Origin of the sequence: Streptomyces sp. NBC_01210, from assembly GCF_036010325.1 — a bacterium.
Classification (GTDB): domain Bacteria; phylum Actinomycetota; class Actinomycetes; order Streptomycetales; family Streptomycetaceae; genus Streptomyces.
This window is the reverse complement of sequence record NZ_CP108549.1, coordinates 8,064,258-8,077,444: the sequence shown is the minus strand read 5'-3', so window position 1 is coordinate 8,077,444 and position 13,187 is coordinate 8,064,258. Positions and strand designations below refer to the sequence as shown.

Here is a 13,187-nt window from a genome sequence, read left to right as displayed (position 1 = left end):
GTGCCGCAGGGGAACGGCGGCCGCAGGTTCACAGCTCCCGCAGACCGTAGACGCGGCTCGCCGTTGTCTGGAACACCGCGCGGCGTTCTCCGTCACCCAGCCGGTGCGTGAGCGCGCGGGCCGCGGCGACCACCTCTCCGTAGCCGGCGGCCAGCCGGCACACCGGCCAGTCGGATCCGAACATCAGCCGGCCGGGGCCGAAGGCGTCGAGGACCGTGTCGGCGTACGGACTCAGCTCCGGCGTGGTCCAGCTGGACCACGCCGCTTCGGTCACCAGGCCGGAGAGTTTACAGACGGTGTTCGGCCGGGCCGCGAGGGCGCGCACATCGCTCGCCCAGGGCTCCAGTTCCTTCGAGGCGATGGGCGGCTTGCCCAGATGGTCGAGTACGAAGGTGAGCGCGGGCAGCCGGGCCGCCGCCTCGGACGCCGCGGGCAGCTGCTTCGGCAGCACCACAAGGTCGTAGACGAGTCCGGCACAGGCGACGGCGGCGAGACCGCGCAGTACGTCGGGGCGGAGCAGCCACTCGGGGTCGCTCTCGCCCTGGACCTGGTGGCGGATGCCGACCAGCCGGTCACCGCCCGGGAGTTCACGCAGGGCCGCCAGGGTGTCGGCGACATCGGGCGCGGTGAGGTCGGTCCAGCCGACGACGCCCGCGACGAGGTCGCTGCCGTCGGCGAGGGCGAGAAACTCCGGGGTCTCATCGGCGACGGTGACCGTCTGGACGAGGACGGTGGCGCGTACGCCTGCGGCGCGCGCCTCGGGTGCGAGGTCGTCGAGGGTGAAGTTGCGGCGGATGGGAGCCAGGTCGGGACCGGTGATCCAGTCCTGGTCCCGTATGGAGAGGTCCCAGACATGGTGGTGGGCGTCGATGATCGCCATGGCTCACAGCTCCCAGACGACGGGCAGTCCGGCCGCGGTGCCGTCCGCGGAGTAGTCGTGTACGACATCGAGGAGTTCGGCCATCCGCGCCTGCCAGGCGATATTGACGGGGAGCTCTTCCAGTTCGGCCAGCAGCCGGGCGTAGTCGGCGCAGTCCAAGAGGTGGAAGAGGTCGGTGCCGCTGCGCCAGATCGTCCAGGAGGTGACTCCGGCGGCACGGATCGCGGCGGTCAGCTCCTCGGGGACCTCGCGGTGTGCCGCCTCGTACTCGGCGACGCGGTCGGCGCGGACCGTGGTGTGCAGGGCGACTCTCATCGGGCATCCCCGTCCTTCGGCAGCAGTCCTTCGGCGCGCAGTTCGTCCCAGAGCTCGGTCGGGACGGAGTGGCCGAGCAGCTCGGCGGCGTCCCTTACTTCGTCGGCGGACCGGGCGCCGACCAGTACACCGGCGACGGCCGGATGGCCGAAGGGGTAGTGGAGCGCGGCGGCGCGCAGCGGTACGCCGTGCCGTTCGGCGACGGCCTTGAGCCGCAGGGCCCGCTGCAGGATGCCGTCGGGCGCGGCCGTGTAGTCGTACCGGGCGCCGGGGCGCGGATCGGCGAGCAGCCCGGAGTTGAAGACCCCGCCGACGACGACGCTCTTGCCGCGGGCGGCTGCTTCGGGCAGCAGTTCTTCCAGCGCGCTCTGGTCGAGCAGGCTGAAGCGGCCGGCGCACAGGACGGCGTCGACGTCGGTGTCGCGGAGGAAGCGGGTGAGCATCGCGGTCTGGTTCATCCCGGCGCCGATCGCGCCGACGACGCCTTCGGCGCGCAGCTGTTCCAGTGCCGGATAGCCGTGGCGGAAGGCGGCTTCCTCGTGGTCGTCCGGGTCGTGCAGATAGACGATGTCGATCCGGTCGAGGCCGAGCCTGACGAGGCTCTCCTCGATGCTGCGGCGTACGCCGTCGGCGCTGAAGTCCCATACGCGGCGGTGATCGGCGGTCACAGCGAAGCCGTGCGCGAGGTCGTCGCCGCGGGCCTCGCAGGGTTCGAGCAGCCGCCCGACCTTGGTGGAGAGGGTGTAGGCGTCGCGGGGCCGGGTGCGCAGTGCCGCGCCGAGCCTGCGTTCGGAGAGGCCGAGCCCGTAGTGCGGCGCGGTGTCGAAGGTGCGGATTCCCGTGTCCCATGCGGCGTCGAGCGCGGCCGCGGCCGCCTCCGGTTCGACAGGGGTGTACAGATTGCCGACTCCGGCCGCGCCGAAGGACAGTTCAGTGATGTCGACCGCGCTGCGTCCGAGCGTGCTCCATCGCATCCCGCTGCTGCTCCCTCGCTGGCATTCACCGATCACGACGAATATTCATCGGATCACTTAAGGGCGTCAACACCCTTGGAGCAGCCAGATCTGGGGCTGGACGTCCGACCTGTCCGATCTATCGGATCCATCAGGGCCGGTGAGGCTCGGGCTCGGTGAGGCTCGGGACTGGTGGGACCCGGCCCGGCGAGACTTCCGCGTCTATCCGGCGACGGTGACGCTGAGCAGTTCTGCGAGCTCCTCACTCAGACTCTCCGCGAGCCGGTCCAGATCAGGCACGGCCTTTCCGTCGGCGACCAGGCCCACATGCACCTGACCGCCGTAGGTCGACATCGCGATCGCCAGGGACTGCCCGCGGGCCAGCGGCGCCATCGGGTAGACCTCACGTAGCGGGCAGCCGCCGAGCGAAAGGGCCGAGCGCGGCAGCGGCACGTTTGTGACCAGGACGTCGAAGAGCATCCGGGCCGCACCTCCGGCCAGTGGCGCACCGAACCGGTGGGCCAGCGGCGGCAGTTGATCGGCGACTACGGCCAGCGCACCGGCGCCGCGCGAAGGGCCGGCCGCCTTGTTGCGGTCCATCGCGGTGCGAACGGCGTCGAGCCGCGAGCGCGGGTCGGGGTCCGAGACGGGGAGCGGAAGCAGATACGCGGAGAACTTGTTGCCCGAGCCGGACGGGCTACCGGGCCTGCGCCGGGAGACCGGCACCAGGGCGCGCGGATCGGCGGCGGGCAGCCGCTCGTCCCGGTCTCCCATCCAGCGCCGCAGTGCACCCGCCACGGTGGCGAGAAGTACGTCGTTTGCCGTGCCGCCCACCGCCCTGCGTACTTGCTGCACATCCTCCAGGTCAAGCACGGCGGTGCCGAGCCGTCGTGTGCCGCTGGAGCCTGCGGAGAGCGCGGGCACACCCCGGGGGTCGAGCCTGCTGGCCCGCACGACGGAGGCGCCGACGCCGACGGCGCGGCCCAGCTCCTCGATACGGGCCCGGGCGAAGCCGGCCACCTGCCAGGGACCCGCGGTCCACGGCCGGGGCGGTACGGTGCGCGTCCGCCGTACGCCGACGGTGCGCGCGTCGGCGATCTGGTCGAAGATGCCTGCCCCGATGGCGACCGCGCGCATACCGTCGGCCAGCGCGTGATGGAGCTTGACCAGTACCGCGAACGGTCCTTCGTCGCCGTCGTCGGCGCCCGTGAGGAGATACATCTCCCAGGGCGGCAGGCCGCGCTCGAGGGGCCGCTCCATCAGCTCGGCGGCGATGGCGGTGGCCTCGGCGGCGAAGTCGCCGTCGGGGAGGCGGACGTGGTGCACATGCCGTCGCACGTCGAAGTCCGTGGCCATGGCCCAGGCGGCGCCGCCGACGGGGAGCAGAACGTCACGCACCCGCATCCGCAGCCGGGGGATCGCCGCGGCACGACCGGCGAGCAGGTCGAGGAGGCGGTCGCCGCCCCGTGCGCCCGGCCCGGCGGCCGCCGTGGCCACGGCAGCGGGAGCGAAGAATGCCAGGGCGCCGAGATGCATCGGATGACCGGCGGACTCAAGGTGCCAGAACGCCAGGTCGAGAGGTGCGAGGAGCTCGCTGCTCAATGGTTCCTCATGTCCTAGAAGGCCAGGTGTGCGAAGTCAATCGCCTGCGGTCGGTTACGGTCAAGTACGATCAGTTCACGGACAGTTAACAACTGGCAATAATCAAGATTTCGGCCTCTCCGGAATCATGAACTCGCACCACACGCATTTGCCGCTCCCTCGCGACTCCACACCCCACGCCTCAGCCAGCCGGTCCACCAGCATCAGACCGCGCCCGGACACTCCCGACTCCCCCGCGTCGCGTCGGCGCGGCAGCGCACTGGAGCGGTCCTCGACCTCCACCCGCAGCCGACGCTCCACCCCGGACAGCACGCGGATGGTGACGATCGCCCCGCCGTCGGTGTGCATCAGCGCATTGGTGATCATCTCGTCGGCGGCCAGCTCGATCTCGTCCGACCGCTCGCGCGCCCCCCAAGCCCCGGTAGCCGCCCGGATCATGTGCCGGGCCGAGCGCAGCGCCTCGGGGTCGTTCTGCGCGACATGCTGCTGCAGTCGGCCCCCGGTCTGCGGGGTGTACGCGCCCTTGCGGCGGAGCAGCAGGATCGCCACATCGTCGTCGCCGCTCCTCTCGTCGACCACATCGCACAGCTGGTCGCCCAGCAGCTGCAGATCGCGCGGGCCTCCGCGCACCAGCGCGGTCAGCATCTGCATTCCGTCGTCGAGGTCGGCGCCGGGCACCTCGACCAGCCCGTCCGTGTAGAAGAGCAGGGTCTGTCCAGGGTCCAACTCGACGGTGGTGACCGGGTATTCGAGCCGGCCGAACTCCGCGGAGAGCCCCAGCGGCAGCCCGCCCTCCACCGGTAGCCGACGGGTGCCGCCGTCGTTGTCCCGGACCAACGGGTCCACATGCCCGGCGCGCACCAGCTGCATCACACCGGTCGACAGATCGACCTCCGCGTACATACAGGTCGCGAACCGCTCGGTGTCGAGTTCATGGAGGAAGACGGAGGCGCGTGCCATCACGGTGGCCGGAGTGTGCCCCTCGGCGGCGTACGCCCGCAGCACGATGCGCAGCTGCCCCATCACCGCGGCCGCGTGTGTGTCATGGCCCTGCACATCGCCGATGACCGCGCCGACCCGCCCGCCGGGCAGCGCGATGACGTCGTACCAGTCGCCGCCGATATCCCTGCCCAGCCGTGCGGAGCGGTAGCGCACGGCGATCTGCGCCCCGGGCACGGCGGGGATCCGGCGCGGCAGCATGGCCTGCTGCAGCCCCTGGGCGAGATCGTGCTCCTGGTCGTAGAGCACGGCGCGCTGCAGGCTCTGCGCGATGCTGCTGCCGAGCGCGACCAGCACATTGCGCTCCTCGGAGCTGAAGCCGGTCCTGTCGCCGTAGAGGAGGCCGAGAGCTCCGATGGGACGGCCCTGCGCGATCAGCGGCAGATAGACGGCGGAGTTGATGCCGAGCCCTTCGATATGCGGCCACAGCCGCGGATAGGAGTCGGCGAAGTCCCGTTTGGACTCGATGAAGCGGGGCGCGAGCGTACGTACGACCTCGCTCATCGGGTACTCGTCGTCGACCCGTGTGTAGCGGGTGCCTGGCACGAAGGAGCCCTCGGGACCGTCGGCGACCAGATGGATCCGCCCGCCCGACTCCAGCAGCCCCATGACCAGGCTGGTCGCGCCGAAGTGCTCCAGACCGTGCGAGTCCCTGAGTACGTCGATGACTTCCTGCACGGTCCTGGCGTGAGCGAGGGCGGCCGTGGTGCTCTCGACGACGCTGGTCTGCCGACGGCGCTCCGCATCCACTTCGAGGCGGGCGGAGGAGTCGGCGAGCTCCTCGGTGGCGTCGCGGACGATGCCGATGATCCGCAGCGGCCGGCCCGCGCTGTCGCGCCGGATGAAGCCCTGGGCGTGGGTCCAGCGCAGGCTGCCGTCGCGGCAGCGGATGCGGAAGTACGCGCCGTAGTGCTGACTGCCGCTCTTGAGCGCCCGCGACACCATGGCATCGAGCCGGCCGGCCTCGTCCGTCGGCACCCGGAGCTTCAGGTTCCCCGGGTGGCCGTCGAACTCGCCGGGACGCAGGTCGAACACTTCGTGTCCGGCCGGGTCCAGGTTCATCAGCCCGCTGGCCAGGTCCCAGTCGAAGCTGCCCATGCGGTTGAGGTTCAAGCTCAGTTCCGGTTGGGCCGGCCAGTCGTCGGGGAGCGACAGGGCACCCGCTGCCCGATCAACCATGGGGCCACTCTGCCATCATTTGTCGGATTCTTCGACCGGTTCGGACGATCAGCTCAGCCCTGGAACATGTCCGGCTCCGTCGACTCCGCGGAGGAGGTGAGGAGCTCCGGCGGGGCGGGCGGAAGCTCATCCGTCACGGACACATCCGGGGCAACGGCGGGGTCAATGGCTGGATCGATGGCCGGGTCGAGGAACGGGTCGAGGAACGGGTCGGTGGACGGGTCGGTGGACGGGTCCACCGGCGGCTGCCCGGGCCCCGTAAGGGTCGGCGTGAGGCAGCCGGGCTCGAGCGGACTGGATACCGGCTCCTCCCCCGGCTCGAGGGTGGCCGGTGCCGGGCAGTCCGGGGTCGAAGGGTCGCCGCTGCCCTGCGTGTTATCGCCCGGCCCGGCCGGGTCGCCCGGCTGGGCCTGGTCACTCGGCTGGGCCTGGCCACTCGGTGCCGCCGGCGCGCTCGGCCCGGTCGGGTTGACCGGCTGAGCCTGGCCACTCGGTGCCGCCGGATCACTGGGCCCGGTCAGTGCGGTGGACTGCGGGTTCGCGAAGACATCGTCCGGATGCACGGGCGGGAGCACAGCGGGCTTCCTGTCCTCTTCGCCGTCGGTCCCCACCCTCCGCTCGATCCAGCTGTTGTTGCGGACGCTGACGATCACAAGGTTGTTGATCACCGTGGCGGTCGGCTTGATGACGATGACCTGCTCGGGCCGGTAGCCCGCCCAGGCCCGGCCCTTGTGCACGAGGGCGCCCTTGACGGCGACCGGTGGCTTCAGCGGGTTTCCGCCGACGCACCGGACGCGCGGCGCGCCGTACTGGTCCACCAGAACGGCCGTGCCCGCCTGCAGCACGGACTGATAGGCGGTGGTGGAGCCGTCACGGAACCCATGGCCGGTCACCCGGGTGTCGGCGCGCAGGATGACGGAGGTCAGGCCGCGCAGGAAGGTCGGGACGTCCGCCTGAGCGACCCCCATGCCCTGCGCGAACGCACGCGACTTGACCCGGTCGCGGCCGAGGAGGGTGATCTGCTGCCCCACGTCGCAACTGCCGATGGCCTCGGTGCCGCCGTAGAGACCGGGCGTCGAACCCAGGAACGTACTCATCGCCGGGCCCGTGCCGGCCCGGTCGCCCGGCACGCTCGACCGGGGCGGCGGAGGCGGCAGAGGCGGCTTCATATTTCTGGCTGTCGATGCCGTGTACGGGTCCGGACCCTGGGCTGCGACCGGCTGGAGGAGGACCTCCCGCGAGTCGGCACCCGAGCCCGCGCCCGAAGAAGCCGCGTCGCCGGCGCCGCCGCAACCGGCCACGAGAAGCGCGACGGACAGCGCGGCCACGGCCGCGTACCAACGACGAATTGGTGAACGCACTAAAGTCTCCCGCCTCTTCACCCCGAGATGTCCCTCAAGTTCTGCCGGATTCCCGCCACCCCCGCGACTTGAACGCGTTCAAGTAAGGGCATAGTCTCGGCCGAAAGAAACTGAACACGTTCAAGTCCAGGGGGGGTACGTGATGTCCGTACTGGTCAACCTGATCGTGATGCTCGGAATGCTGGTGGTGGTGCCCGCCGGAGTCCGCCTTATCGACGGCGCCGAGCTCACGTCCATTCGGCGGACATGGCTCCTGTTCGCTGTTCCGGGAGGGGTCGCTCTGTGGCTGCCGCGCTCGACCGCAGCCACGGCACTCGCGGCCGTGTACGCGCTCGGCACACTGGCCCTCGCTCTGCACGCACCGCGACGGCTGATCCGTACGCGCTCGCTCGCACCCGCCGAGATCGCGGTGCTCACCGCGCTGGTGACACCAGCGGTTGCCGGACTGGCACTGGTCGCCGAGCGCTCGGGACACTCGCTCTTCGGCTTCAGCCTGCCGATCCTGGCGCTGACCGTGCCTCACTTCCACTTCGCCGGCTTCGCCGCCGCGCTGGTCGCGGGCCTGGTCTGCCGGGCTGCAGCGGGGCCGGCCGGACGCTTCGCGGCACTCAGTGTGCCGCTGGGCACCCTGCTGGTTCTCGGCGGCTACTTCCTCGACGACTGGGCCGAACTGCTGGGGGCACTCGTGCTGACCGCCGGTATGTGGGCCGTGGCTCTGCTGACCTGGCGGGATGTCCGGACCGGCGGTCGGGACCGTTTCACCCGCACACTGCTGGCCGTCTCGGCCGCCGTACTGGTGGCCACGATGCTGCTCGCCCTGAGCTGGGCGCTCGGCGAGGCCACCGGACTGCCCCACCCCACTCTGACCTGGATGGCCGCCACCCACGGCCTCGGCAACGCCCTGGGCTTCGCACTCTGCTCGGTGCTGGCCTGGCGACGACTCAAGGAGACACCCGCATGAAAAGCCTCCGCAGGCAGACCGGCCGCACGCTCAACTACCCGGAGACCGGCGCCACCCGGCTCGGCCCGCTGCCCGACGGCTACCACCACCTCCACCACACCACCCGGATCGGCCGGAGCCGCGCCGCTTTCGAGGCCGCCGGCACAGCGGTCACCAGCTGGCGGATGCACCGCGGGTCGGGCGCCCGGGTGCTCACCAACGCGGTACAGGCGGAGCCGGGTGCCCGCCTCGAGGTCTCGGCCGGTGTCGGACAGCTGCGGTTCACCGCGCCGTGCGAGGTGATCTGGACCGCGTACGAGAGGAACCGGACGGGCTTCGCGTACGGGACGCTGACCGGGCACCCGGAATGCGGCGAGGAGTCGTTCATCGTCGACATCCGGGACGACGGCTCGGTGTGGTTCACGGTGACGGCGTTCAGCCGTCCGGCGACCTGGTACACCCGGCTCGCGGGTCCGCTGGTGCCTGTACTGCAGAAGGCTTACGCCAGGCGGCTCAGTCACACACTGCGGCGGATCGCCGCTCCCTGATACTGGAGGTAATGGAGTGGTTCAGCGACAGTGACTACTGGCTGAGCCGGCTGGTCTTCCAGCGGGCTCTGGCCGGCGTGTATCTGATCGCCTTTCTCACAGCCGCCCTGCAGTTCCGGGCGCTGATCGGCGAGCGGGGCATGCTGCCGGTGCCCGAGTACGTACGAGGGATACCGCTGCGCCGCGCGCCGAGCCTCTTCCAACTGCACTACTCCGACCGTTTCTTCGCCTTCTGCGCCTGGGCCGGCTGTCTGCTCTCCGCGGCCCTGGTCGCGGGCGCCGCCGACCGGATCCCGCTGGGGGCAGCGATGGTGTGGTGGGCGCTGCTGTGGGTGCTGTATCTGTCCATCGTCAATGTCGGACAGACCTGGTACAGCTTCGGCTGGGAGTCACTGCTGCTCGAGACGGGCTTCCTCGCCGTCTTCCTCGGCAACGACCGCACAGCCCCGCCCGTGCTGGTCCTGTGGCTGCTTCGCTGGGTGCTGTTCCGGGTGGAATTCGGCGCGGGGCTGATCAAAATCCGCGGCGACGAATGCTGGCGCAACCTCACCTGCCTCTACTACCACCACGAGACCCAGCCGATGCCGGGGCCGTTGAGCTGGTTCTTCCACCATCTGCCGAAACCCTTCCACCGGGTCGAGGTGGCCGCCAACCATGTGACCCAGCTCGTGGTCCCCATCCTGCTGTTCACGCCGCAGCCCGTCGCGAGCGTCGCGGCGGGCCTGATTGTGCTGACCCAGCTGTGGCTGGTGCTCTCCGGCAACTTCGCCTGGCTGAACTGGATAACGATCACTCTCGCGCTGTCCGCCGTGGACGGTTCGTTGCTCGCGGATCCGCCCGCGCTGCCCGCGCCGTCGCTCTGGTACGAGATCGTCGTGATCGCCGTATCCGCCCTGCTCCTTGGCCTCAGTTACCGTCCGGCGCGCAATCTGCTCTCCAAGCGGCAGTCGATGAACCGCTCCTACGACCCGCTCCATCTGGTCAACGCCTACGGCGCGTTCGGCACGGTCGGCCGGGTGCGCCATGAGGTGGTGATGGAAGGCACCGAGGAGACGGTGCTCCACCAGGGCACGGTGTGGCGGGAGTACGGCTTCAAGGGCAAGCCGGGTGACGTACGCCGGATGCCACGCCAGTTCGCCCCGTACCATCTGCGGCTCGACTGGCTGATGTGGTTCGCAGCGCTCTCCCCCGCCTATGCGCGCTCCTGGTTCGGGCCCTTCGTGGAACGGCTGCTGGACGGCGACCGGGACACGCTGCGGCTGCTGGGGCACAATCCGTTCCCGGACGCCCCGCCCGCGTACGTCCGCGCCAGGGTGTACCGCTACCGGTACACGACCTGGCGCGAACTGCGGGCCACCGGCGCCTGGTGGCACCGGAGCTATGTACGCGAGTACCTCAGACCGACCAGGCTATTTTGAACACCCAGGCGTGCTTGCCGGCCCGGCGGGCCGCGGCGGGCACGTCGATCACCAACTTTCCGCCGGTCGTACGCCAGCTCAGCGGCCGGCCGTGGCCGAGCATCGTCACCTTGTCGCCGGGTCGGACAGGCACCGGCGCCTCGACGGTGAGCGTGCCGCCCGGCGCGGCGAGCGAGTGGATGTAGAAGGCCTTGTTCGGGCGGACGGTGAAGCGCAGATCCTCGCCGAGCTGCGGCATCCGCGCCCAGTACGTACTGCCGTAGATCGCCTCGCCGTTGACGTTCAGCCACTCTCCTGTTTCGCGGAGCCTGCGCTCCATGATCTCGGGAATGGACCCGTCGGCGCGCGGGCCGATGTCGAGGAGGAAGTTGCCGTTCTTGGAGACGATGTCGACGAGGGAGTGCACCACTTCCTCCGCCGTCATATAGCGGTCGTCGGGCGTGGCCGCGTTGTAGCCGTAGCTGAAGGGGTCGAGACCTCGGCTGGACTCCCACTTGTCGGTGACGATCGAGTCGTATGTCGTGTACTCGGGGGTCGTGAAGTCGTGCGGGCCGATGCCCGAACGGTTGTTGACACTCACCTCGACCGGCCTGGCCCGGTTCTTGGCGTGGTTGAAGTACTCGGCGAGGACCCGGTGGCTGTCATTGGCGCCGCCGATGTCGCACCACAGCAGCTCGGGGTCGTAGCCGTGGATCAGCTCCAGCATCTGCGGGGCCTGCAGATCCTTGATGTGGTCGCCGGGACGGTGGCCGGTGTACGGCACGGGCTCCAGCGTGTACGGATTGCGCGGAGCGTGGCCCTTCCAGGGGCTGTCCGGGTTGAACCACTCGGGCATCGAGAAGTACAGCCCGCGGTGGAGCTCGGGGGTGTGGCGGCGCGAGGCGTCGAAGAGCTCCTTGATGAGGTCCCGTTTCGGGCCCATCTTCACCGAGTTGCGGTCGCTGACCTTGGTGTCCCAGAGCGCGAATCCCTCATGGTGCTTGGAGGTCAGTACGTGGTACTGCGCGCCGGCGTCACGGAACAGCTCGACCCAGGAGCGCGGATTGAAGCGTTCGGCCGTGAAGCGCGGGATGAAGTCGTCGTAGGCGAAGGACTCTCCGTACGTCTGGCGGTGATGGGCGTACGTCGGGTTGTTCGGGTCCTGCATCTGGCTCCAGTACCACTCGGCGTACTGCTTGCCGACCGGCGCCCACGCGGGCACGGAGTAGACGCCCCAGTGGATGAAGATCCCGAACTTCACGTCCTGGAACCAGTACGGCGCCCGATGGGTGTTCAGGGAGGCGTCGGTGGGTTGGTAGTCGGGCACCCCGAGGGTGAGCGAGCGGCGCGCGGCGGCCGCCTGCCGGCCGCGGCCGCGTGCCACGACCGTACCGTCCTGGCTGGTGCCCGGCGGGGTGCCGGGGCTGCGGCGGATGCCGATGCGGACCCTGGCCTGCTCGCCGGGGGCGAGGCGGGTGACCGGGGCGGGAGCGACGGTGCGGGCTCCGGGCACGTCCACGGAGAGGGTGAGGTGGTCCGATGCGAGGATGCCGATGGTGCCCGCGTTGACCACGGTGGCCTCGACGCTCTGGGCGCCCGAGTCGAGCAGGGAGGTCGTGGAGTGCGCCTCCCGCAGCGTCAACGCCCGTCCCTGGGCGGCCGGTTGAAGGGTGAGAGCGAAGATGTGGAGTGCGCTCTTGTTCGGCTCGGCGGGGTTGGTGACGGGCAGCGTGAGCGCCACTGCGTCCTTCATGGAGTCCATGGCGAGTTCGGCGGTGGCGATGACGACCTGGTGCGGATCCTTCTGTCCGGCCGGGTTGTAGCGGTACGGGGCGGTGAGCGCGCCGCTGCCCGAGTACCAGTCGGGGCCACCGAGCGCCGCGGTCTGCGTGGTGCCGTCCGCGTAGTGCACGGTCGCCTTGCCGGAGGCAGCTCCGTAACTTCCGGCGACGAGGAACAGTCCGGAGAGATAACGGCCCTTGGGGAGTTCGATGCGCTGTCCGAGGGCGACGATGTTGTTCTTGGTGCCCGCAGTGGCGGCGGGGAGGAGATAGGCGATGCCGTCGATCTCCAGCTGTCCGGCGGGGAGTTCCTCGCCGGGGAAGGTGTAGCCGGAGCCGTCGAAGTTGCCACCGCGGGCGTCCGCGGTGTCGATGCCGTCATTGTCGAACCAGCGGTCGAGTGGTACAGGCACGGCGGCGGGGACGGTGCCCCAGTCACCGCCCGAGTCACCGTGCTGCTCGGGTGCCGCCGCTCGCGGGCTCGCATCGGCCCCGGCCGGGTGTACAAGGGCGGCGCCGACTGCCGCCCCCGCCGTCATTCCGAGTACGTGGCGTCTGGGAAGTTCGGTCATGAGGTCCGATGATTGAAGCGTGACGGAGACCTGTCAATGCTCTTCACCGGACAGAGGGCAACTTTCTCACCGCAACCATCGGATGAATCACGATGACCTGCGGGAAGGACTGACGCGGCAGTCGTGGGCCTCAGCGGATCTCAGCGCCACTCAGTCCGCCTCAACCTGACGTTCGTACGCGCCGTTGTTCATACGCGCTGACCGTTCGCACCCCCTGCCGATGTGGCCAGGGGGTACGCGGCAAAGCGATCCGCTCAGTCGATGCCGGGCAGGATATGCGGCTCCGCGAGGTCTTCCTCGTAGCCGGCCAGCCGGATCGGTGCTGATCGGGCCCAGACTTCAAGGCTGCCGAGTTCTTCGGGCCGACCGGCCCGCTCGCCGCCTCGTTCGGGCGGTCGCTTTTCCTGCTTCGTCACTTCTGGTGTCACCGCGCACTCCTCTGTGTCGCGTAACTGGGACAAGGGCAGTTCGGTCGCGGTGGCGCCGTCACTCGGGCGGGACCGCGGCCTGGTTGCAGACTTGTCCCAGGACGGCCAAGGGGTTTTCGTGGATCCCTTGGTGGCGTCCGTTCACCCCAGAGTAACCAAATGAGCGCGAGCCCGCTCGATGGGGCCTGTACATCGGCTCAATTCCGGCCAACGATCTGTCCCTGTCCGGGGC

General features: G+C 69.9%; 11 protein-coding genes. 3 read left to right on the top strand and 8 right to left on the bottom strand.

The genetic code is table 11. The annotated features are described in order from the left end of the window. Window positions 1–28 precede the first annotated feature (28 nt). The 6 genes from OG735_RS36430 to OG735_RS36405 form a co-directional block, all read right to left on the bottom strand. Window positions 29–880 (bottom strand): amidohydrolase family protein, encoded by an 852-nt coding sequence (locus OG735_RS36430; protein ID WP_327327405.1) that lies wholly within the window; start codon window positions 878–880, stop codon window positions 29–31. Between the two features lie 3 nt (window positions 881–883). Beyond that, entirely contained in the window at window positions 884–1,195 is a 312-nt protein-coding gene (locus OG735_RS36425) for an L-rhamnose mutarotase (protein WP_327327404.1), read from the bottom strand. Continuing rightward, window positions 1,192–2,169, bottom strand: a complete 978-nt coding sequence (locus tag OG735_RS36420) for an aldo/keto reductase (protein ID WP_327327403.1) — start codon at window positions 2,167–2,169, stop codon at window positions 1,192–1,194. The genes OG735_RS36425 and OG735_RS36420 overlap by 4 nt, the downstream gene beginning before the upstream one ends. 201 nt (window positions 2,170–2,370) lie before the next feature. Continuing rightward, window positions 2,371–3,750 (bottom strand): wax ester/triacylglycerol synthase family O-acyltransferase, encoded by a 1,380-nt coding sequence (locus tag OG735_RS36415; RefSeq protein ID WP_327327402.1) that lies wholly within the window; start codon window positions 3,748–3,750, stop codon window positions 2,371–2,373. A gap of 102 nt (window positions 3,751–3,852) precedes the next feature. Beyond that, the gene (locus OG735_RS36410) at window positions 3,853–5,928 is read right to left on the bottom strand and encodes a SpoIIE family protein phosphatase (protein ID WP_327327401.1); all 2,076 of its coding nucleotides are present in this window, start codon (window positions 5,926–5,928) and stop codon (window positions 3,853–3,855) included. 53 nt (window positions 5,929–5,981) lie between these two features. Further along, window positions 5,982–7,289 (bottom strand): DUF6777 domain-containing protein, encoded by a 1,308-nt coding sequence (locus tag OG735_RS36405; RefSeq protein ID WP_327327400.1) that lies wholly within the window; start codon window positions 7,287–7,289, stop codon window positions 5,982–5,984. A 142-nt stretch (window positions 7,290–7,431) separates the two neighbouring features. On the opposite strand from OG735_RS36405, the gene OG735_RS36400 reads away from it, so the two are divergent. From OG735_RS36400 to OG735_RS36390, 3 genes are read left to right on the top strand one after another with little or no spacing between them, the layout of a single operon-like run. Beyond that, window positions 7,432–8,250, top strand: coding sequence for a YndJ family protein (locus OG735_RS36400; protein ID WP_327327399.1), 819 nt, complete (start codon window positions 7,432–7,434; stop codon window positions 8,248–8,250). Beyond that, entirely contained in the window at window positions 8,247–8,777 is a 531-nt protein-coding gene (locus OG735_RS36395) for a DUF1990 family protein (RefSeq protein ID WP_327327398.1), read from the top strand. Before OG735_RS36400 ends, OG735_RS36395 begins: the two co-directional genes overlap by 4 nt. Window positions 8,778–8,788: 11 nt before the next feature. Further along, a complete protein-coding gene (locus tag OG735_RS36390) occupies window positions 8,789–10,195 on the top strand; it encodes a lipase maturation factor family protein (protein ID WP_327327397.1) in 1,407 nt (468 codons plus the stop codon). Here OG735_RS36390 and OG735_RS36385 read toward each other — a convergent pair. Both OG735_RS36385 and OG735_RS36380 read right to left on the bottom strand, forming a co-directional pair. Continuing rightward, entirely contained in the window at window positions 10,173–12,527 is a 2,355-nt protein-coding gene (locus tag OG735_RS36385) for an alpha-L-fucosidase (protein WP_327327396.1), read from the bottom strand. The genes OG735_RS36390 and OG735_RS36385 overlap by 23 nt on opposite strands. Window positions 12,528–12,781: 254 nt before the next feature. Beyond that, window positions 12,782–12,955 (bottom strand): hypothetical protein, encoded by a 174-nt coding sequence (locus tag OG735_RS36380; protein ID WP_327327395.1) that lies wholly within the window; start codon window positions 12,953–12,955, stop codon window positions 12,782–12,784. Window positions 12,956–13,187 lie beyond the last annotated feature (232 nt).